Raw genomic sequence first — 21,473 nt, 5'->3', positions numbered from 1 at the left:
GTCCGGGGGTGCGCCCAGCCCGCTCCTATTACTTGCCCGCGTCCACCCCCGCGGGCCGCCCCCTCGCGGGCGCGCCCCGCTCTTCTTCATCCGGCGTTACTTGAGCCAGGGGTTCTTCTTGACGAAGGGAAGGTTGCCCCAGGTCTTGCCGAGGCCGAGGGTGTCCTCGGCGCGGGCGAGGGCGAGGCCGATGAGGAGGCCGGCATAGACGAGGTGGTCGTCCATGAACGGGTTGTTCTCGGGCCACAGGGCAGCGGTCCACATGAGGACCAGCAGGAGGGCCCCGGCGACGACGGCGATGCGCATGCCGACGCCCAAGATCAGCGCGAGGCCGATGCCGAGGAGGCCGATCATGAACAGCCAGTCGGCGAAGGTGGCGCCGGCCATGCCCTGGTAGAAGTCCGCGAACGGGCCCTTGGTGCCGAAGGCCAGGAAGCCCTCGGTGGGGCTGCCGCCCTCGATCCAGGCGGCCTCCACCTCGGTGGCGAACCCGAGGCCGAACGTCTTGTCCAGGAAGGCCCAGAGGAAGACCCAGCCCAGCGCGATGCGCAGGCCCGCCCAGACGTATGCGGCGGGCGTGGTCGCGGCGGCGGCTCGGACGGTGGTGGTAGCGGTGGCAGTCATCGGAGTTCCTTTCCAATCGGGGCACCGTATCCGGTGACACTTCAAGGAAACCGCAGCTCAGCGTTGGAATGCAGAGGCCGGAGGGCGGGTCTTCGGGGGACGAAGGTCCCGTGGTTCGCCGGAGGCGGACAGTGGAAAGGCGGTCGTCTCCCTTGGGGACGACCGCCTGGAGCGACCGGCACGGCGACCTGAGGATCACTCGTTCACTGTGTCCGACAAGGTCTTCGACAAGCCCTTCAAGCCGAAGGTGACCGCCTCCTGGTGGAGGCCGCCGTGGACCGGCCGTCCGGCGCGGAACTGCTGCGGCAGGTAGGCGCCGAGGGTCTTCTTGCCCAGGTGCCAGATAGGGGAGACGCCCACGCGCTGTCCGCGGCGGGCCCGGATGGGCTCGCCGGTCAGTGCCAGTGGCGTCTGCGCGAACACGGCCTCGTCGAGCATCTCGAGGACGAACAGCCCCACCGGGTCGAACTGCCGCGGCTCGCCGATCGCGGTGGGGTCGATCCGCGCGGTGATGTCGTCGGCGACCGCGTCGGCCTGGAGCAGCGAGAGGTAGCCGAGCTTGACGGGGAAGTCGCCGGCGTCGCCGGGGGCGTAGACCGCGTCGGTGCACCGAACCCGGCGGGTCCCCGGTTCGGTCAGCAGGAACCCGTTCCAGTCCGTCGGCAGGCCCTCGTAGTCGACGGCGGCGGCGTGGGGCGCGGTGGAGACGAGCACGTCGAAGGTGTGCGCGGTCTTGTCGGCGAAGCGGACCAGGTGCGGCTCAACGCCGACCACCGCCGCCTGGGTGTGGCTGATGATGCCGCGCCCCGTGAACTCCTCGCCGATCACCGCGTGCAAGCCGGTGCCGAACGCCTCCAGGTAGCGGTCCTCGAACGTGACGAACGTCAGGCACACCAGGTCGCGCACGCGGGAGCGGCGCAGCCAGGTCTCCAACATGAACGCGAGCTCGTACACCGGGCCCGGCCAGGCGTTGCCCGGCGGCACCAGGAACAGCACGTGCTGCGGTGAGCCGTCCACTGCCGCATCGCGCACGCGCCGCAGGGTCCGCCCGAGCTGGCGCATCTGCTCCAGCGAGCCGACCAGGTGGGCGTGCTCGGCGAGTCCCGGGATCCGCTCGGGCCGCATCGCGGCGCCGGTGGCCAGGACCAGGTAGTCGTAGTCGAGGAGGTGCCCGTCGGTGAGCGCGAGCCGTTTCGGCTCGGTCTCGACCCACGCCAGCTCGCCGTGCACCACGGCGATCCCCTGCCGCTCGGCCGGCGCCGTGACCGGGATCTGCAGGTCGTCTTCGGCGCCGCCGAAGGGCACGTAGACCGTGCTGGGCCGGAACTCGAAATCGTCCCGGTCGGCGACCAGTGTCAAGTCGACCCGGTCGCCCAGGCGCTGGCGCAGGGTGAAGAGCGTTTCCATGCCGGCCAGTCCGCCGCCGACGACGACCACTCGAGGCTTGGTGTCCAAGGCATCCTCCCGAAGTTGTGTGTTCACCCCTCCATGTCACCAGTTCGGGCGGTGCCGTCACAGCGACCAAACGCCCCGGGTGCAGGGACCTCGGTCCCTTCTGAACGGACGCCGACGGGCCGCGACCATCGGTCGCGGCCCGTGCGTGTCGTCGTTTTCAGCCCCGGACGACGACGACCGGGCATTCGGCGTGGGTGACGCAGTGGAGGCTGACGGAGCCGAGCAGGGTGCCGGCGAACGCGCCGCGCCCGCGGCTGCCGACGACCAGCAGGTCTGCGGTTTTCGAGCGTTCGACCAGGATTTTGGGCGGATAGCCCTGGAGGGTCGCCGCCTCGACCGGTGCGTTGGTCCGGCCGGCGAGGACTTCGTCGATCGAGCCTTGCAGGGCGCGTTTGGCGGTGCCCTCGAAGTTCTCGCCGGGCACGCGCGGTACGGGGACGCCGTACTCGTTGGGGATCTGCCAGACGTGCAGTGCTTCGACGACGGCGCCGAGGCGGTCAGCGTGGTCGATCGCCCACCGCAGGGCGTCGAGCGACGGCGGTGAGCCGTCGATCGCCACGACGATGCGTTCGGGTTCCTGGTCCACCATTGGTTGCTCCTTATGCGACTGTTGCGATTCGTGCCGGACGTTGCTCCGGCCGTTGTGCTGTGCTGCTCGGTTCAGGGCTCGGGCCTTCGCCGATCGACACCGGGTGGAGCCCGACGCCGTCGCGTTCGAACGCGGTGAGGTTCGCGATCGTCGTTGCCGCGATCGCCTCAATGGCCTCAGCGGTGAAGAACGCTTGGTGGCCGGTGATGAGCACGTTCGGGAAGGCGTTGAGCCGGTCGAAGGCGTCGTCGCCGATGACCTGGTCGGAGAGGTCTTCGAAGAACAGCCCGGCTTCCTCCTCGTACACGTCCAGGCCGAGGTGGCCGATCCGGCCGCTCTTGAGGCCTTCGACCACGGCGGCCGTGTCCACGAGGGCTCCGCGGCTGGTGTTCACCAGCATCGCTCCGGGACGCATGATCGCGATCCGCTCGCGGTCGATCAGATGGAACGTCTCAGGTGTCAGCGGGCAGTGCAGAGAAACGATGTTCGAGGCCGCGAGCAGCTCGTCGAGGCCCGTGTACTCGGCACCGGCCTCGCGGGCGGCTCCGCTCGGGTACGGGTCGTAGGCGAGGACGCGGCACCCGAACCCGGCCATGATCCGCACGAAGCACAGCCCGATCTTCCCGGTCCCGACGACGCCAACGGTGCGGCCGTGCAGGTCGAAGCCGAGCAGGCCCGTGAGAGCGAAGTTGTGCTCGCGGATCCGGTTGTACGCCCGATGCGTCTTCCTGTTGAGTGCCAGGACCAGCGCCGCGCAATGCTCGGCGACCGCATACGGCGAGTAGTCCGGGACCCGCGCGACCGCTATGCCGACCTCGGCGGCGGCCCGCAGATCGACGTGGTTGAACCCGGCCGACCGCAGTGCGACGAACCCCACCCCGCGCTCGGCCAAAACCGCGAGGGTCGCGGCGTCGAGATCGTCGTTGACGAACGCGCACACCGCCTCGCACCCTTCCGCGAGGGCGGCGGTGTCGCGGTTCAGGCGGGGCTCGAGGAACACCAGGTCGTGCGAGCCGTCGCGGTCGGCGTCGTGCAAGGACGTCTTGTCGTACGGTTTGGTGCTGTACACGGCCACCCTCATGGCGGGCCTCCTTTCGTGGGTGCGGCGGCGGAAACGCGCCGCCGGCGCACCGGTCTCATTCGGCGCCGCGGAGCACCAGGACGGGGCACTTGGCGTGGGTGACGCAGTACTGGCTCACCGAGCCGAGGATCGTTCCGACGAATCCGCCGTGCCCGCGCGAGCCGACCACGAGCAGCTGCGCGTGCTCGGCCTCTTTCAGCAGGTTCTTCGCGGGGTGGCCTTCCACGATCCGCGACTCCACCTGCACGTTCGGGAACGCCGCCGCGGCCTCGTCCACCACCTGCTTGAGTGCGCGCTGGGCCTCGTCGGCGAACTCCGCCGCGGGCAGCACCATCGCCGCGGTCCCGTAGTTGGCCGGGATCTCCCATGCCAGGACCGCCGTTATCGGCAGACCGGCGGTGTCGGCGTGGCGCAGCGCCCATGCGAGGGCCTGCTTCGACGAGGCCGATCCGTCGACGCCGACGACGATGCCTTGCTCCTGACTGCGGTTCGACATGACCCGCTCCTTCCTCTCGGTCTCCAGTCTCGCCGCGGCGGGAGCGCTGAATCAGTGCCGAAGGTCCCTCGTCCAGGGGCCGGTGGTCACGAGAAGCGGAAGCGGACTCAGTGGGTGATGCTCAGGCGCAGGCCGGTCACTTCGCGACTTGGGATCCAGTTGGACCGGCTCTCGCTCGTGCTCCACATCAGCCTCCGCGCTGCCTGCCGCCGGCCGTCTCGCCGGTGGCGGCTCGATTCCATGACAGGGGGCTCGCGCCCTCGATTCGACCGTAGCAGCGTCGCGCGGCCGGATCGCGCGAACGCGGGGCGGCGAGCGCCGGTGCCCGCGCGCTCCGCCTCGGGAGCGTGGACCAGAGGCACCGCCTATTGGGGACTTTCGGCTCTGCATCGGCATCGCTCGCGCGAGAAGACTTGCAGGTGAAGGCCATGCAAGAGAGAGGAAGAGCCATGAAGGACTTCAACCACGCCGACGGCCGCATCGTCGTCGGCGTCGACGGCTCGGCGTCGTCGCAGCAGGCGTTCGAATGGGCGCTCGCCTATGCCGAGAAGCTGCATCTGGAGGTCACCGCGGTCCACGCGTGGCAGTACCCCTACGCCTACGGTTCGGGGGCGACGGTTGTGGCCGCGAGCGATTTCGCCGCGGAGGCGCGGCGCTTCCTCGACAACGCCGTGGAGAAGACCACTGCCGAGCACCCCTCGGTGCGGGTGCAGCGGCACGTGGTCGAGGGCCACCCGGCGCGGGTGCTGATCAGGCAGTCCGAGGGCGCCCACATGCTCATCGTCGGGAGCCGCGGCCACGGGTCGTTCGTGGGCGCGCTCGTCGGGTCGGTGAGCCAGTACTGCGTCAGCCACGCCCACTGCCCGGTCCTCGTCGTCCGCACAGCCGACTGACTACTGACCCGCACACAATGTGGGGCGGGGCGCCCCCGGCGGGGGGGGGGGGGGGGGTGGGGGGGGGGGGGGGGCGGGGGGGGGGGGCCCCCCGGGGGGGGCGCCCACACCGCCCCCAAACCGCCCCCCCACACGTGGGGGCGCGCCCCCGCGGCGCGGGGGCCCCGGCCCGTATTCGTGGCATCAGTGCTCAGGCGGCGCTGCCCGCGCGTGTCCGCAGTCCTTTCTCGACGGACACTATGAGACTGGTCGCCGCGGCGATGGCGAGGATGCGCAGCCACACGTCGGCGCCGATGGGGGCGGTGTCGAACACGGCGTTCATCGCCGGCGTGTAGGTGATGGCGAGCTGCCCGGCCGCCTGGACGGCGATGCCGACGATGATCCACGGGTTCGTGAACATGCCGATCCGCCAAGCCGACTGCGTCAAGGAGCGGCAGCTGAAGAGATAGAACGCCTGGACGGTGACGAAGACGTTCACAGCGGCGGTCCGGGCTTGGGCGATGTCGGCACCGTTCGCGAGCTCCCAGTTGAACAACCACCATGCGCCGGCCACGAGCAGGACCGAGACGAGCGCGGTCCGGAGTATCAGCGCCCCGGTGAATAGCGGCTGGCCGGGTTTTCGCGGCGGCCGGGTCATGATCCCGGGCTCCTTGGGTTCGAAGGCGAGCATGAGGCCCAGGGCGACCGCGGTGGTCATGTTGATCCACAGGATCTGGCTCGGCAGGATCGGCAGGGCCGCTCCGAACATGATGGCCGCCAGGATCACCAGGCCTTCGCCGAGGTTCGTGGGCAGCGTCCAGGTGATGAACTTGGTCAGGTTGTCGAACACGCCGCGGCCCTCTTCGACCGCGGCCTCGACGGTCGCGAAGTCGTCGTCGGTGAGGACCATGTCGGCGGCTTCCTTTGCGACGTCGGTGCCGCTGGCGCCCATGGCGACCCCGATTCCGGCCTGGCGGAGCGCGGGTGCGTCGTTGACGCCGTCGCCGGTCATCGCGACCACGTGCCCGCGCTCTTGGAGCGCGGCGACCAGGCGCAGTTTCTGCTCGGGGGAGACGCGCGCGAACACGCCGTTCCGATGCGCCACTTCGGCGAGTTCGCCGTCGGGGACGGCGGCCAGCTCGGTGCCGGTCAGGACGACGCGGGCGTCCCCGGTTTCCAGCAGCCCTACTTGGCGGGCGATGGCCGTGGCGGTGGCAGCGTGGTCGCCGGTGATCATCTTGACGGCGATGCCGGCGCTCCGGCAGGCCGCGACCGCCGTGGCCGCAGCTGCACGCGGCGGGTCGAGCATCGCCTGGAGCCCGGTGAAGACCAGGCCGTCGCCGAGCGCGAGCTCATCGAGGTGCTCGATCTCTTGCGGCTCAGCGCAGTTCGGACGCATGGCGGTGGCGAGGACGCGGAGTCCGCGAGCGGCCAGGTCCGCCGCGGCGGCGGCCGCTGCGCGGTGATCGAGGGGCCGGGTCGTCCCGTCGGCGTCCATCTGCAGCGAGCAGCGCTCGAGCAGCCGTTCGACGGCGCCCTTGACCAGGACGATTACGGTGCTGTCGAGGCCGCGGTGCGCGGTGGCCATGAACTGGCGCTCAGAGCTGAAAGGGAGGGCCGCGGCCCGGGGCCACCGCGTGCGGACGGTGTCGGTGTCGAGGCCCGCTTTCGCGGCGGCCGTGAGCATCGCCCCTTCGGTCGGATCGCCGGCCACGCTCCAGACGCCGTCGCGGCCGGTGAGGCTCGCGTCGTTGCAGAGGACGCCGGTGAGCAGCGTCCAGTGCAGGGCCCGGTCCCGATCGGTGGCCGCCACAGTGCCCGTGTCGTCGCGCACGGTCCCTTCCGGGGCGTAGCCGGTGCCGGTGACCGCGTACCGGGCCGCGGGCGTCCAGATCGCTTGCACGGTCATCTGGTTCTCGGTGAGCGTGCCGGTCTTGTCGGTGCAGATCACTGTGGTGCTGCCGAGTGTCTCGACCGTCGGCAGGTGCCTGATGACGGCCCGCCGCCGCGCCATTCGGGCTACGCCGATGGCCAGGGTGACCGTCACTGCGGCGGGGAGCCCTTCCGGGATCGCGCCCACGGCCAGTGCGATCGCCGCGGTGAACATCGCGACCGCGTCGTGGCCGCGCAGCAGCCCGACCGCGAACGTGACGGCGGCGAGGCCGAGGATGCCGAAGGTCAGGAGGCGGCTGAATCCGGCGAGTTTCGCCGTCAGCGGCGTCGTCAGGGTGTGTGCGGCGCCGATGAGCCGGTGGATCTCGCCCAGTTGGGTGGCGGCGCCGGTGGCGCATACGACGCCGGTGCCGGACCCGGAGGTGAGCAGTGTGCCCGAGTACGCCATGTTGCGCCGGTCGGCCACCGGGAGCGCCTCCGGCAGCGGGTCCACGTGCTTCTCCACCGGTTCGGATTCGCCGGTCAGCGCCGATTCGTCGACCCGCAGCCCGACCGCGTGCGTCAGCCGCAGGTCCGCCGGGACCTTATCGCCTGCCTCGAGTTTGACCAGGTCGCCGGGGACCAGTGTCTCGGAGGGCACGGTCCGCTCCTGCCCGCCGCGGATGACCCTGGCGTCGGTGCGGACCATCGAGCGGAGTCCGGCGAGTTCGGCTTCGGCCTTGGACTCCTGGATGAGGCCGATGGCCGCGTTGACGATGACCACGCCGAAGATCACGGACGAGTCGACGTACTCGCCGAGCACCGCGGTGATCGCTCCGGCGGCGAGCAGGACGTAGATGAGCGGATTGTGGACCTGCCGCAGGAGGCGCACCGGCAGGCCGGTGCGCGCGGCGGCGGGCAGGCTGTTGGGGCCGGTCCGGGCAAGCAGTGCATTAGCGTCTTCAGCGGACAGTCCGGTGCGGGGATCGCCGCCCAGCAGGAGGAGCACTTCGTCGGCGGTCATGCGGTGGTATTCGGGGGGCGCGCTCGTGTCGATCACGGCGGTCATAGGAGTGCTCCACTCGTGCAGGGGCTTTCGGTGCATCGCCGGGGTTCCGGTCGCGTTGCCGCTTCGTCGGCGGCGGCTCGTCTGCATTCGCTCATGTCGCCAGCTTGGCCGGGTGGAGGACGATCCAGCAGGGGACGATGGTCCCGAGCCGGACAGCGTTCGTCCCCGATTCGCGGATCGCCGCGGCGGCGGTGCGAAAAGGGGCGGACCGATCCGGTCCGACCCCTTTTCGCCTTGCGTTACAGGGCCAGTGGCCTGCCGGGCCGCCAGTCGGCGACGGCCGGGTGGTCTACGCCGTGCTCGCGGGTGTACTCGCGGCAGGCCAAGCGGGCGTCCACCATCTCCTGGCGCAGCCCGGCCGCGGCCTGGCCGAGGCCCGGCACCCGGTCGATCACGTCGGTGACGAGGGTGAACCGGTCGAGGTCGTTGAGCATGACCATGTCGAACGGCGTGGTCGTGGTGCCCTCCTCCTTGTAGCCGCGCACATGGAGGTTCGCGTGCCCGGCGCGGCCGTAGGTGAGCCGGTGGATCAGCCACGGGTAGCCGTGGAAGGCGAAGATCACCGGCTTGTCGGTGGTGAACAGCGCGTCGTACTGCCGGTCGGGCAGGCCGTGCGGGTGCGCGGTGTCGGGCTGGAGCCGCATGAGGTCCACGACGTTGACCACGCGCACCTTCAGGTGCGGCAGGTGGCGGCGCAGGAGGTCGGCCGCGGCCACGGTCTCCAGGGTCGGCACGTCGCCGGCGCAGGCGAGCACCACGTCGGGCTCGCCGTCCCCGCCGCTGGAGGCCCACTCCCAGATGCCCAGGCCCCGCGTGCAGTGGCGCACGGCCTCGTCCATCGTGAGCCAGTTCGGGGCCGGCTGCTTGCCGGCGACCACGACGTTCACGTACTGGCGGCTGCGCAGGCAGTGGTCCATCGTGGACAGCAGGGTGTTGGCGTCCGGCGGCAGGTAGACCCGGACGACCTCGGCCTTCTTGTTGACCACGTGGTCGATGAACCCGGGGTCCTGGTGGGAGAACCCGTTGTGGTCCTGGCGCCACACGTGGCTCGACAAGAGGTAGTTGAGCGAGGCGATCGGGCGCCGCCACGGGATAGCGTTGGTCGTCTTGAGCCACTTGGCGTGCTGGTTGAACATGGAGTCGACCAGATGGATGAACGCCTCATAGCTGGTGAACAGCCCGTGCCGCCCGGTCAGGAGGTAACCCTCGAGCCAGCCCTGGCACAGGTGCTCCGAGAGCACCTCCATGACCCGGCCGTCCGGCCCCAGGTGGTCGTCGCCGGGTTCGATCCGGGCGTTGAACGCGCGGTCGGTGACCTCGAAGGCGGCGCCGAGTCGGTTGGAGGCGACCTCGTCGGGCCCGAAGAGCCGGAACCGGTCAGGATTCGCGGCGATCACATCGCGGACCCATTCGCCGAGGACCCGTGTGGCCTCGGCGTCCGCACCGCCGGGCCGGTCCACCGCTACGCCGTACTCGCGGAAGTCCGGGAGCACCAGGTCGCGCAGCAGGAGCCCCCCGTTGGCGTGCGGGCTGGCGCTCATGCGCTTCTCGCCGCAGGGCGCCTGGACGCGCAGCTCGGCGGCCGGCGCGCCGGTCGCGTCGAACAGCTCCTCGGGGTGGTACGACCGCAGCCACTCCTCCAGGGCCTTCAGCTGCGCCTGGTCCTCCCGGACCGCCCCCAGCGGCACCTGGTGCGAGCGCCAGGTGCCCTCGACCGGCACGCCGCGGAGTTCACGCGGACCGGTCCAGCCCTTCGGCGTGCGCAGCACGATCATCGGCCAGCGCGGCCGCTCCACCGCGCCGCCCGAGCGGGCCTCGTGCTGGATCGCGGCAATCCGGTCGAACACAGTGTCGAGCGTCGCCGCCAGGGCCCGGTGGATCGTCGAGGGGTCGTCGCCTTCCACGAGGTGCGGCTCGTAGCCGAAGCCGCGCATCATCGACAGGAGGTCCTTGCGGGGGATGCGGTCGAGCACGGTTGGGTTGGCGATCTTGTAGCCGTTGAGGTTGAGGATCGGCAGGACCGCGCCGTCACGGGCCGGGTTGAGGAACACGTTCGAGAGCCAGGAGGCGGCCAGCGGGCCGGTCTCAGCCTCGCCGTCGCCGATGACGCACGCGACTGTGAGGTCGGGGTTGTCGAACGCGGCACCGTAGGCGTGCATGAGCGCGTAGCCCAGTTCGCCGCCTTCGTGGATGGAGCCGGGCACTTCGGGGGCGGCGTGGCTGGGGACGCCGCCGGGGAAGGAGAACTGGCGGAACAGCCGGGACATGCCGGCCTCGTCGCGGCTGACCGAGGGGTGGTGCTCGGAGTAGGTGCCCTCCAACCAGGTGTTGGCGAGCATCGCCGGGCCGCCGTGGCCGGGCCCGGCCATGTAGACCATGTCGAGGCCCTTCTCGGTGATGCACCGGTTGAGGTGCGCGTAGACCAGGTTGAGGGCCGGGCTGGTGCCCCAGTGGCCGAGCAGGCGCGGCTTGATGTGCTCGGGGCGCAGCGGCTCCCGCAGCAGCGGGTTGTCGAGCAGGTAGATCTGGCCGACGGTGAGGTAGTTCGCGGCCCGCCAATAGGCGTCGATCTGGCGCAGGCGCGCCTCGGGCAGCGCCGCGGGGAGGGTGGTGTCCATCGGTGACTCCGTTGGGGTAGTCGTTCTTCGGTGCGTTTCCAGCCTCGCCGCCGCGGCTGCCGCGCGGCAGGGACGGAAGTCCCCACTGCGCGGGCCCAAAGCCGGGCATCCCTTGTGTTCCGAAGGGAAGTCGATACGATCGAGCCATGGACCCCACGCCGCCCAAACCCCATGGCGAATCACGCCTGCACGACCTGCCGATCGACGACCTGCTGGGGGAGCTCTCGTCGCGGATCGGCGAGATCGTGCTGGGCCGCGAACGGCTGCGTGCGCTGCTCGACGCCGTGATCGGCATCGGGTCCGACCTTGAACTCGCCGCGATCCTCGACCGGATCGTGGCCGCCGCGTGCACCCTCGTTGACGCCCGCTACGGGGCGCTCGGTGTCCTGGACGACTCCGGGGGCCTGGCCGACTTCCGCACCCACGGCCTCACCGAAGCGGAGATCGTCGCGCTCGGCGATCCGCCTACCGGCCGGGGAATCCTCGGTCACATCATCGACGTGCCCGAGCCGCTGCGCCTCGAAGACCTCTCCAAGCACCCCGCCTCGGTCGGCTTCCCGCCCGGCCACCCTCCTATGCGGACATTCCTCGGCGTGCCGGTGAAGGTCGGCGAGAAGGCCTGGGGGAACCTGTACCTGACCGACAAGCGCGGCGGCGGTCAGTTCACCGACGACGACGAGGACATCATCAAGGCCCTCGCGGCCGCCGCGGGCGTCGCCATCGACAACGCCCGGTTGTACGGGCAGCTCGCGGACTCCCAGGCCGAGCGGGAGCGCCTGGTCGTCTTCCGCGACCGCGACCGCATCGGCCGCGACCTCCACGACCTGGTCATCCAGCGGCTCTTCGCGACCGGACTGCAATTGCAGTCCATCGTGCACCTGGTCGGCGAGCCGGTCGCGGCCGAGCGGGTGCACGCGGCGGTGGACGAGATCGACGGCGCCATCTCCGATCTGCGCGCGGCGATCTTCAGCCTCCACACCGACGCCGACCAGGCGTTCTCGCAGACCGTCCGGGGCCTTGTGGGCGTGGTGCGCCACCATCTGGGGTTTACGCCGCAGGTGGAGTTCGCAGGGCCGGTCGACGACGACGTGCCCGAGCTGGTGCGGATCGAGATGCTCGCGATGCTGCGCGAGGCACTGTCCAACGCCGCCCGCCACGCGAAGGCACGGCAGGTGAGCGTCCGGATCGCGGTCGAGGAGGCGGTGCTGCGCATGCGGGTGACCGACGACGGCGTCGGCATGCCCGCGCAGGCGCCGCGCCGGGGACTGGCGAACCTGGCCTCCCGGACCGAGTCGCTCGGCGGCGAGTTCACGATCCTCCCGGCCGAACCATCCGGCACCGAGTTGCGCTGGTCGATCCCGCTCGATCCGCCGAAGTGACGGCGGGACCGGGACGGCGGTCGGTCAGCCGAACAACCGCGACGCCAGGACCGCGGCCTGCGTGCGCCGCTCCAGGCCGAGCTTGCCGAGCACACGGGTCACATAGTTCTTCACGGTCTTCTCGGCCAAGTGCATCCGTTCGGCGATCTGCCGATTGGTCAACCCGTTGCCGATGAGCTCGAGGATGCGCTGCTCCTGCTCGGAGAGCAGGTCCAGCTCCGGGGCTGTCGGCGGGCCGGTTCGCAGCCGTTCCAGCACCGCGCCGGTCATACGGGCGTCCAGCAGCGACCCGCCGGCGGCGAGCGTGCGCACGCCCTCGACAAGATCGTTGCCGCGCACCTGCTTGAGCAGGAACCCGGCCGCCCCGGCCTCGATCGCGGCGAACAGCGTCGCATCGTCCTCATAGGAGGTCAGGATGACCACGGCGATGCCCGGGTCGGTCTCCTTGATCTTGCGGCACACGTCGACGCCGCTGCCGTCGGGCAGCTGCGCGTCCAGCACCGCCACGTCCGGCCTGGCGGCGGGGAAGCGCCGGACGGCCTCCGCCGCGTCCGCGGCCTCGCCGACAACCTTGATGTCGCCGTCGCGCTCCAGTAGTTCGCACAGTCCCCGCCTGACCACCTCGTGGTCGTCGAGCAGGAACACCCTGATCGGTTCTTGGTCCATGCCCTCAAGTATCAGCGATCCGCGGACGCGGGCCATCCCCCCGAGGTCCGTCGTGCAAGGGACTTAAGGCCCTTCAGGGACCAAGGACCCCGCGACACCGCACGTTCGACTCTGGGAAGGGCACCCGCGGGGGCCGGATGCTCGAACAGGGGCGGATCGGCCGCTCCCAAACCGCTAGGGGCCAGGCCTCCGTCCTCCAGCGCCCGCCGACGCGCTCGACGCCGACGGCCGCATCGTCGGCATCCGCCCGGTCGCGCCCGCCGACCTCGACGGCGCGCTCGTCGACGACATCGCGAGCGCGAGCGGGCCTCTGAGCGGCTCTCCCTGCGGCCCCTGCTCGACCCGGTCTCCTTCGCGGTCGCCGGAGCGAGCCGCACCGGCACCGGGGTCGGCGCCGAGATCCGACGACCCCGCCGGACGTCCAGCGCTTCGTCCGTTAGTCCCCGGCAAGAGTGCCGATGGGCCCAAGCTGGACGGGACGGTTCGGGCATCAGATGAACCATGAGCACCTGACGAAGAAAGGCAGTGCGATGACCGCAACGACGCACAGGTACGTGTACGCCTTCGCCGAAGGCGACAAGGACCACCGTGACCTCCTGGGAGGCAAGGGCGCCGGGCTCGCCGAGATGACCAACCTCGGACTGCCGGTCCCACCCGGATTCACCATCACCACCGAGGCGTGCCGCCGCTACCTCGCCACCAGCGACGACCCCCCGGGCCTGGCCGAAGAGATCGACGAGCACCTGGCCCGCCTGGAGGCCGACCGCGGCAAACGCCTCGGCGACCCCCAGGACCCGCTGCTGGTCTCCGTCCGCTCAGGGGCGAAGTTCTCCATGCCCGGCATGATGGACACCGTCCTGGACATCGGACTCAACGACGCCGCAGTGCTCGGCCTGGCCTCCGCCGGCGGGGAACGCTTCGCCTGGGACTCCTACCGGCGCCTCATCCAGATGTTCGGGGCCACGGTCCTGGGCATTGAAGCCGAGGCGTTCACCAAGGCCCTGGAAGAAGCCAAACACCGCAGCGGCGCGCGACGCGACATCGACCTGGACGCTGCGGCCCTGCGCGGCCTCGTGGCCGACTACAAGCGGATCGTCAACGCCACCACCGGGATCGACTTCCCGCAGGACCCGCGCGAGCAGCTCGACATGACCGTCCGCGCCGTCTTCGACTCCTGGAACACCGACCGCGCCCGCGTCTATCGCCGCAGCGAACGCATCCCCGAGGACCTCGGCACCGCCGTCAATGTCATGGCGATGGTCTACGGCAACCTCGGGCCCGACTCGGGAACCGGCGTCGCCTTCACCCGCGACCCCGCCACCGGCGCTCCCGGCGTCTACGGCGACTACCTCGCGAACGCCCAAGGCGAAGACGTCGTCGCCGGCGTCCGCACACCCGTGCCGCTCGCCCAACTCGAGCACCTCGACCCCGCCGCCTACACCGAACTGCTGCGCATCATGGCGCAACTCGAAGCGCACTACCGGGATCTGTGCGACATCGAGTTCACCATCGAACACGGGCGCTTGTGGATGCTTCAGACCCGCATCGGCAAGCGCACCGCCGCAGCGGCCTTCCGCATCGCGCTCCAGCTGGTCGACGACAACCGCATCAGCGTCGAGGAAGCCCTCGGCCGCGTTACCGCCGAGCAGCTCTCACAGCTGATGTTCCCCCAGTTCGACACCGAAGCGAAGGCTGAACCGATCGCCGCCGGCGTGCCCGCCTCACCCGGAGCCGCCGTCGGCGCGGCCGTCTTCGACGCCGCCACCGCCGAACGGCACGACGGCCCGACCATCCTGGTCCGGCGGGAGACCAGCCCGGACGACCTCCCCGGCATCATCGCCGCCGCCGGCGTCCTCACCAGCCGCGGCGGCAAGACCTCGCACCCCGCCGTCGCCGCCCGCGGCATGGGCAAGACCTGCGTCGTCGGCGCCGACGACCTCCAGATCGACTACGACCGCAAGCAGTTCACGACCCCCGGCGGCACCGCCGTGCGCGAAGGCGACATCGTCTCCATCGACGGCGCCACCGGAGCCGTCTACGCCGGGGCGATCCCCGTCGTCCCGCCCCCGGTCGTGGAGTACTTCGAAGGCCGCCTCACCCGCGAGCAGCGCCGCGCCGATCCCGTGGTCCACGCAGTCGCCCGCATGATGACGTACGCCGACGAACGCCGGCACCTCGGCGTCCACGCCAACGCCGACACACCCGCGGACGCCGCCAGAGCCCGGCGCTTCGGCGCCGACGGCATCGGCCTGTGCCGCACCGAGCACATGTTCCTCGGCGAGCGCCGCCGCTTGGTCGAGCGGCTCGTCATCGCCGACACTGAGGACGAACGCGACAGTGCGCTTGCCGAACTCCTCCCGCTCCAGCTCGGGGACTTCACCGGCGTCTTCGCCGCCATGGACGGGCTGCCGGTCACGATCCGGCTCCTGGACCCGCCGCTGCACGAGTTCCTGCCCGACTTCACCGAGCTGTCCGTCAAGGTCGCGCTGGCCGAAGCACGCGGCGAGTCCGACGAGACCGACATCCGGCTCCTGGCGGCCGTGCGCCGCCTCCACGAGCAGAACCCGATGCTCGGGTTGCGCGGTGTACGGCTCGGCCTGGTCGTCCCGGGCCTGGTGGCCGTCCAGGTCCGCGCCATCGCGCTCGCCGCCACGGCCCGCATCAAGGCCGGCGGCGACCCGCGCCCGGAGATCATGGTGCCGCTCATCGGCAGCGTCGAAGAGTTCGACCTCATGCACGCCGAGATCCGCCGTGTCCTCGACGAGGTCGCCGTCGAGACCGGCATCGCCGTGGACGCGGCGATCGGCACGATGATCGAACTGCCCCGAGCCGCGCTGACGGCCGGGCGCATCGCCGAGCGCGCTGCGTTCTTCTCGTTCGGGACCAACGACCTTACGCAGACGACCTGGGGGTTCTCCCGCGACGACGTCGAGGGCTCCTTCTTCCCCGTCTACTTCGCCAAGGGCGTCTTCGCCGACTCCCCGTTCGAGTCCCTCGACGAGGAGGGGGTCGGCCGACTCGTCGAGCTCGCGGTCGAAGAGGGCCGGGCCGCCAACCGCGACCTCGTCATCGGCGTCTGCGGCGAGCACGGCGGCGATCCGTCCTCAGTCCGCTTCTTCGACCGCATCGGCCTCGACTACGTCTCCTGCTCGCCGTTCCGCGTCCCCATCGCCCGACTCGAAGCCGGCAGGGCGGCCGTCGCCGCAGAGAAGGGGGACACGGACACGCGCTGATCCGTGCGACCGGGATCCAGTCGGGCTCGGCTCCCAGGCCCCCGGGTGCGGCCGAAGTTCATTCACTATTTTCAGAAAGGCGGTCGCCATGCTAGCCGCAGTGATCTACGAATCGATGTTCGGCAACACGAGGACCGTCGCCGAGGCCCTCGCCGAGGAGCTCGCAAAGCACATGGAGGTCGAGCTCTACGAAGTCGGCGAGGCACCGGCGTCAATCGACGCCTCCATCGGCCTGGTGGTGCTCGGAGCCCCCACACACGGGTTCACGTTGAGCCGCCCATCTTCACGCCAAGAGGCTGCAGGCATGACGCCGGACGAACTGGTCTCCACCGGGATCGGCGTCCGGGAATGGCTCGAGACGGCCAAAGCCGCCCCTGGCACGCGGGCGGCCGCCTTCGACACACGGATCAGCCACGTGCCTGGGTCGGCAGCTCGCGCCGCGACCCGCAGGTTGCGCCGCGGTGGCTTCGCGATCATCGCGCGCCCTGCGAGTTTCATGGTCGAGAAGACCCTCGGCCCGCTGGCACCGGGCCAACTCGACCGCGTCCGCTCTTGGGCGAGTGAGATCGCAGCGGCAGCGCACTCGACGAGCGGCCCTGCAGGGGGCTGAGGCCGCTCGCCTCAACGGACGCGCGCTGCTCATGCCCTGTCGTGGACGACGACGACGGGACAGGTCGCGTGGTGAACGCAGTGATTGCTCACCGAGCCGAGCAGTGCACCTGCGAACCCGCCGCGGCCCCGGCTGCCCACGACGAGGAGGTCGGCGCTTCGGGCCTGGTCGAGCAGGATCTCGGCCGGGTGCCCTTTAAGGACCCGCTGCTCGACAGCTACCTGCGGCCACGCCCGCGGTCGCCGACCACGAGCAGGTCCGCGCCCTCGGCCCTGCCGAGCAGGACGCTGGCTTCGTGATGGCTTCGTCGGCGTCGCCTCCCGCTGCCGGTCTCACTTTCATCGTGGGACTGGCTGCGGCCCACCAGGTGTGGTGTCCGGCGCGTCCGGTCTCCCGGTAGGGGCAGAAGGGATGTGCGGGGTCGTCGGTCTGGATCTGGTGAGTGTCTCGGTGCAGGGCCGATTGCGGCGCGCTAGCGATGTCCGCGAAGCCGGGCCTTTCTCGATCTCATTGTGTGGCGCTCCTCCGGGATCGGCCCCGCCGACCGGCGGCGAATTCGATTGTCTAGCGGGGCCTCGCCGGGCCGGTCGATTCGCGCCAGATCACGTGTTGCAGGGGGCGCGGGGCGGGTTCGAGGTCGCGGCCGGTGACCGCCTTGACGAGGCTCAGCATCGCGTTGCGGCCCATGCCCTCCAGGTTGATCTCGACGCTGGTCAGACTGGGCGGCAGGTAGAGGCACACTTCGTTGTTGTCCCAGCCGGTGACGCTGACGTCGCCGGGAACGTCCAGGCCCCGGTCGACCAGGGCGCGGATCGCCCCGGAGGCCACGACGTCGTTGGCCGCGACCACCGCTGTGGGCATCTCCTCGTCCGCGAGCGAGCGCACCGCGTCGTATCCGGACTTGCCCGACCAGTCCCCGTCGACGACGCCCGCGGATTCGAGGCCGAGCCGTTCGACCGTCTCGAGGTACGCGGTCTTCCTGGCCCGCGCCGAGGCGAACTGGAGATTCCCTGCCACGTGAAAGAAGCGGCGGTGCCCGAGTTCGGCCAGGCGCTCGATGATCTCGACCAGCGGCGAAGCGTCGGCCAGTTCGCCGATCCCGCGCATCTGGTCGTCGAAGTCGGCGGCGACGATGATCGTCTCTCCATGCGGCAGTTGGTCTTCGCCCCGGGGGGAGAGCGGGGCCAGCGCGAGGATGCCCTCGACCTGCCCGGTGCCGGCGAGCTCGAGCATGCGCTCGGTCCGGGCTTCGGTGTCGCCGATGACGCTGATCGCCTCGACGGTGAAGCCGGCCTCGTGGGCGGCCTCGGTGGCGCCGTGCAGCATCCGGGCCGGGTTGAAGACCATCGTCGGCAGGAGGACCGCCAGGCGGCCGGTCCGCCGCGTGCGCATCGATCTCGCGACCAGGTTCGGGCGGTAGTTCAGTTCGCTGACGGCCGCGTCGATGCGCGCGAGCGTGGTCGGTTTGAGGCCGTCCCTGGATCGCAGGTAGCGGGACACCGTCTGGTGGGAGACCCCTGCCAGGCGTGCGACCTGCTTGATCGTCGGCCGTCTCGATTCGGTGGAACGCTCGGTCATCCGCTCGGTTTCCTCTCGATGTGTGCACTGATCATCTTGACATAAGAGTGATCGTTCACTATCTTGGATCCGTCCGCAAATAGTGAACGATCACTATGTCTTGACGCAAAGGAGCGCCAATGCCGGGTCCCATCCCCGCCCGCGGTCTGCGCGCCGCGATCTCTCCGGACGCGGGCTCATGAGCGCGACAACGGAACTGCGCAGTCTGGGCAGGCAAGGCTCGACCGCCAAGCGGCAGAACAAGGTCGCCTTCTGGTTCCTGCTCCCGTGGTTCGTCGGCCTGTTCGCTATCACGCTCGGACCGATGGTCGCCTCGCTGTTCTTGAGCTTCACCGACTACAACCTGCTGCAGCCGGCGGAGTTCAACGGACTGGAGAACTTCACCCGGATGCTCGGCGACGAGCGCCTGCACCGGTCCCTCGGCGTCACGTTCACCTACGTCCTCGTGTCCGTCCCGGTCCAGCTGGGACTCGCCCTGGCCTTGGCCGTAGTGCTGGACCGGGGCGTACGGGGCCTGGCGTTCTACCGCTCGATGTTCTACCTGCCCTCGCTCTTGGGCGCCAGCGTCGCCATCGCCGTCCTGTGGCGCATGGTGTTCGGCGCCGACGGCCTCTTCAACGAGGGCCTGGGCCTGCTCGGCATCGAGGGGCGCGGCTGGATCTCCGAGCCCGAGACCGCCCTGGGCACGCTGATCACGCTGAACGTGTGGACGTTCGGCTCGCCGATGGTGATCTTCCTGGCCGGCCTGCGGCAGATCCCGCGCGTCTACTACGAGGCCGCCTCGGTCGACGGGGCGAGCCGCGGACGCCAGTTCCTGTCGGTGACCCTGCCGCTCCTGACGCCGATCATCTTCTTCAACCTGGTCCTGCAGATCATCCACGCGTTCCAGTCGTTCACCCAGGCGTTCATCGTCTCGGGCGGCACGGGCGGACCGGCCGACTCCACCCTCTTCTACACGCTGTACCTGTACCAGCGCGGATTCGGGAACTTCGACATGGGCTACGCCTCGGCCCTCGCCTGGCTGCTGCTCCTCATCGTCGGCGCGTTCACCGCGGTCAACTTCTGGGCTTCGAAGTATTGGGTCTTCTACAATGACTGACACTTTCGCCACGACCACCCGGCCGCCGAGCGGCCCGGCCCCGCGACGGGCCCGGGGCGGATTCCGGCCGGTCCGCTCGATCGCCAAGCACGCCTTGCTGATCCTGTGCGCGCTCGTGATGCTCTACCCGGTGCTGTGGATGGTCGTCAGCTCGCTGCGGCCCAATGACGTCATCTTCCGCGACCCCAGCCTGCTGCTGAACGACCTGGAGACCGGGAACTACGCCGAAGGCTGGACCGCCTTCGCCGACCCGTTCAGCGTCTACCTCGTCAACTCGTCCATTGTGGTCCTCGGTGCGATCGTGGGCAACCTCGTCTCCTGCTCGATGGCGGCCTACGCCTTCGCCCGCCTGGAGTTCACCGCCAAGCGGTGGTGGTTCGCGATCATGCTCCTCACGATCATGCTGCCGATCCACGTCATCATCGTCCCGCAGTACGTGCTGTTCGCCCAGCTCGGCTGGGTCAATACCTTCCTTCCGCTCATCGTGCCGAAACTGCTGGCCACCGACGCGTTCTTCGTTTTTCTGATGGTCCAGTTCATTCGCGGCGTCCCCATCGAACTCGACGAGGCCGCCCGCATCGACGGCGCCGGCCACCCGCGGATCTTCGCCCAGATCATCCTGCCGCTCATGGTGCCCGCGCTCGCGGCGACCGCCATTTTCACCTTCATCTGGACCTGGAATGACTTCTTCTCCCAGCTGATCTACCTGACCGACCCTGACATCTACACCGTCCCGCTGGCGCTGCGCGCCTTCGTCGACGCGCAGGCGGGAACGAACTGGGGCGACGCACTCGCCATGAGCGTCGTCTCACTCGTCCCGATCTTCCTGGTGTTCCTGTTCGGACAGCGATTCCTGCTCAGGGGCATCGCCACCACCGGCGGCAAATAAGCCGCCGCAACCCTTCAACACGACTCACCAAGGAGCAAGCCAATGCAACGCAGACTCATCCTCAAAGGACTCGGTGCCTCCGCGGTGGCCCTGCCCGGTCTGGCCGCCTGCGGCACCGCGGGCGGCGGCGACGTCGAGCTTAGCGACGAACCGGTCACCATCCGCATGACCTGGTGGGGCGCGGACACCCGCGCCGAACTCACCAACCAGGCCATCGCCGCCTTCGAGAAGGAACACCCGAACATCACCGTCAAAGGCGAGTTCAAGGACTGGGCCGGGTACTGGGACGCCCTCGCGACCACCACCGCCGCGAACGACTCGCCCGACGTGATCCAGATGGACGAGCTCTACCTCGCCTCCTACGGCGACCGGGGCACCCTGCTCGACCTCGCCGACACGAGCGAATACCTCGACACCTCGGGCTTCGAGGCGGCCACCCTCGAGACCGGCAAGATCGACGGCGCCCAGTACGCGATCCCGATCGGCGCGGGCATGCTCGCGAGCGTCGTCAACGCCGACCTCTTCGCCCAGTACGGCGTCGAACTGCCCGACGACACCACCTGGACCTGGGACGACTACGCCGCGATCGCCAACGAGCTCACCGAGAAGAGCGGCGGCGCCATCAACGGCTCCGGCCTCACCGGAGGGACCGACGCGGGCAGCGTCCGCTACTGGGCCCGCCTGCACGGCAACGAGCTCTACAGCGAAGACGGCGAGGTCACCCTCGACCCGGCGGTCCTGGCCGCACTGTGGGAGTACAACCTCGGCCTGGTCGAGAGCGGCGGCGTCGAAAGCGCGGCCCAGTCCGTCGAGAGCCAGAGCGCGGGCATCGAGGGCGGCAGCCTGGCCACCGGCAAGATCGCCATGGGCTTCGGATACAACACGCAGATCACGCCGCTGCTCGCCGCCAGCGGCGCCGACCTCAGGCTGCTGCAGCTGCCCGGCAACGCCGAGGCGGCCGCGAACTTCATCAAACCGTCGATGTACTGGGCGGTCTCCTCTCAGAGCGAGCACCCGGCCGAGGCCGCGACCCTGATCGACTTCCTCGTCAACCACGAGGCCGCCGCCGACATTCTCGGCACCGAGCGTGGCATCCCGGCCAACCCGGCCATGCGCGAGCACGTCGCGGCCGACCTCGACGAGGGCGGGCGGCTGGCCGTGGACTACATCGAAACGGCCGTCGCGGGGCCTCCAGTGGCGGTCACCCCGAACGGTGGCAGCGGCTTCGACCCGATGGTCCAGCGCTACACCCAGGAGGTCATGTTCGGCGAGCGCACACCGCAGGAGGCGGCCGAAGCCTTCATCGACGAACTCAAGTCCGAGATCGACGCCGCCGCCTAACC

General features: G+C 70.0%; 16 protein-coding genes and 1 pseudogene. 7 read left to right on the top strand and 10 right to left on the bottom strand.

Features of this window, described 5'->3' with window-relative positions:
- Positions 1 to 96: 96 nt before the first annotated feature.
- From O1R50_RS25375 to O1R50_RS25355, 5 genes are all read right to left on the bottom strand, one after another.
- A complete protein-coding gene (locus O1R50_RS25375) occupies positions 97 to 624 on the bottom strand; it encodes a hypothetical protein (RefSeq protein WP_270113052.1) in 528 nt (175 codons plus the stop codon).
- A gap of 195 nt (positions 625 to 819) precedes the next feature.
- Positions 820 to 2,079: an NAD(P)/FAD-dependent oxidoreductase gene (locus O1R50_RS25370; protein ID WP_270113051.1), complete on the bottom strand. Its 1,260-nt coding sequence runs from the start codon at positions 2,077 to 2,079 to the stop codon at positions 820 to 822.
- Positions 2,080 to 2,236: 157 nt separating this feature from the next.
- Entirely contained in the window at positions 2,237 to 2,668 is a 432-nt protein-coding gene (locus tag O1R50_RS25365) for a universal stress protein (RefSeq protein ID WP_270113050.1), read from the bottom strand.
- Between the two features lie 10 nt (positions 2,669 to 2,678).
- On the bottom strand, positions 2,679 to 3,749 hold the full coding sequence (locus O1R50_RS25360; RefSeq protein WP_270113049.1) for a 2-hydroxyacid dehydrogenase: 1,071 nt from the start codon (positions 3,747 to 3,749) through the stop codon (positions 2,679 to 2,681).
- Positions 3,750 to 3,804: 55 nt separating this feature from the next.
- Positions 3,805 to 4,245 (bottom strand): universal stress protein, encoded by a 441-nt coding sequence (locus O1R50_RS25355; protein WP_270113048.1) that lies wholly within the window; start codon positions 4,243 to 4,245, stop codon positions 3,805 to 3,807.
- Between the two features lie 449 nt (positions 4,246 to 4,694).
- On the opposite strand from O1R50_RS25355, the gene O1R50_RS25350 reads away from it, so the two are divergent.
- Positions 4,695 to 5,138: a universal stress protein gene (locus O1R50_RS25350; protein WP_270113047.1), complete on the top strand. Its 444-nt coding sequence runs from the start codon at positions 4,695 to 4,697 to the stop codon at positions 5,136 to 5,138.
- Positions 5,139 to 5,328: 190 nt separating this feature from the next.
- Here O1R50_RS25350 and O1R50_RS25345 read toward each other — a convergent pair whose 3' ends face one another.
- A complete protein-coding gene (locus O1R50_RS25345) occupies positions 5,329 to 8,058 on the bottom strand; it encodes a cation-transporting P-type ATPase (RefSeq protein WP_270113046.1) in 2,730 nt (909 codons plus the stop codon).
- A gap of 239 nt (positions 8,059 to 8,297) precedes the next feature.
- On the bottom strand, positions 8,298 to 10,676 hold the full coding sequence (locus tag O1R50_RS25340) for a phosphoketolase family protein (RefSeq protein WP_270113045.1): 2,379 nt from the start codon (positions 10,674 to 10,676) through the stop codon (positions 8,298 to 8,300).
- A gap of 146 nt (positions 10,677 to 10,822) precedes the next feature.
- On the opposite strand from O1R50_RS25340, the gene O1R50_RS25335 reads away from it, so the two are divergent.
- Positions 10,823 to 12,055 (top strand): GAF domain-containing sensor histidine kinase, encoded by a 1,233-nt coding sequence (locus O1R50_RS25335; protein ID WP_270113044.1) that lies wholly within the window; start codon positions 10,823 to 10,825, stop codon positions 12,053 to 12,055.
- A gap of 24 nt (positions 12,056 to 12,079) precedes the next feature.
- On the opposite strand, the gene O1R50_RS25330 is transcribed toward O1R50_RS25335, so the two are convergent.
- Positions 12,080 to 12,721, bottom strand: coding sequence for a response regulator (locus O1R50_RS25330; protein WP_270113043.1), 642 nt, complete (start codon positions 12,719 to 12,721; stop codon positions 12,080 to 12,082).
- Positions 12,722 to 13,251: 530 nt separating this feature from the next.
- Between O1R50_RS25330 and ppdK the strand changes: the two genes are divergently transcribed.
- Together ppdK and O1R50_RS25320 are read left to right on the top strand one after the other, a co-directional pair.
- Positions 13,252 to 15,954 (top strand): pyruvate, phosphate dikinase, encoded by a 2,703-nt coding sequence (gene ppdK / locus O1R50_RS25325; protein WP_270113042.1) that lies wholly within the window; start codon positions 13,252 to 13,254, stop codon positions 15,952 to 15,954.
- Between the two features lie 88 nt (positions 15,955 to 16,042).
- The gene (locus O1R50_RS25320) at positions 16,043 to 16,564 is read left to right on the top strand and encodes a flavodoxin family protein (protein WP_270113041.1); all 522 of its coding nucleotides are present in this window, start codon (positions 16,043 to 16,045) and stop codon (positions 16,562 to 16,564) included.
- 29 nt (positions 16,565 to 16,593) lie between these two features.
- Here O1R50_RS25320 and O1R50_RS25315 read toward each other — a convergent pair.
- Positions 16,594 to 16,752 (bottom strand): annotated as a pseudogene (locus O1R50_RS25315) (universal stress protein); the annotation flags it as partial.
- A 376-nt stretch (positions 16,753 to 17,128) separates the two neighbouring features.
- Positions 17,129 to 18,142 carry a LacI family DNA-binding transcriptional regulator gene (locus tag O1R50_RS25310; protein WP_270113040.1) on the bottom strand — a complete coding sequence of 338 codons (1,014 nt, stop codon included), beginning with the start codon at positions 18,140 to 18,142 and terminating at the stop codon, positions 17,129 to 17,131.
- Positions 18,143 to 18,320: 178 nt separating this feature from the next.
- On the opposite strand from O1R50_RS25310, the gene O1R50_RS25305 reads away from it, so the two are divergent.
- From O1R50_RS25305 to O1R50_RS25295, 3 genes are read left to right on the top strand one after another with little or no spacing between them, the layout of a single operon-like run.
- Positions 18,321 to 19,241, top strand: coding sequence for a carbohydrate ABC transporter permease (locus O1R50_RS25305; RefSeq protein ID WP_270113039.1), 921 nt, complete (start codon positions 18,321 to 18,323; stop codon positions 19,239 to 19,241).
- Positions 19,234 to 20,130 carry a carbohydrate ABC transporter permease gene (locus O1R50_RS25300; protein WP_270113038.1) on the top strand — a complete coding sequence of 299 codons (897 nt, stop codon included), beginning with the start codon at positions 19,234 to 19,236 and terminating at the stop codon, positions 20,128 to 20,130. The genes O1R50_RS25305 and O1R50_RS25300 overlap by 8 nt, the downstream gene beginning before the upstream one ends.
- 42 nt (positions 20,131 to 20,172) lie before the next feature.
- Positions 20,173 to 21,471: an ABC transporter substrate-binding protein gene (locus O1R50_RS25295; protein ID WP_270113037.1), complete on the top strand. Its 1,299-nt coding sequence runs from the start codon at positions 20,173 to 20,175 to the stop codon at positions 21,469 to 21,471.
- The last annotated feature ends 2 nt before the right edge of the window (positions 21,472 to 21,473 follow it).

The sequence above is a fragment of the Glycomyces luteolus genome, from assembly GCF_027622875.1.
Classification (GTDB): Bacteria; Actinomycetota; Actinomycetes; order Mycobacteriales; family Micromonosporaceae; genus Glycomyces; species Glycomyces luteolus.
This window is presented reverse-complemented; position numbering and strand designations above follow the sequence as displayed.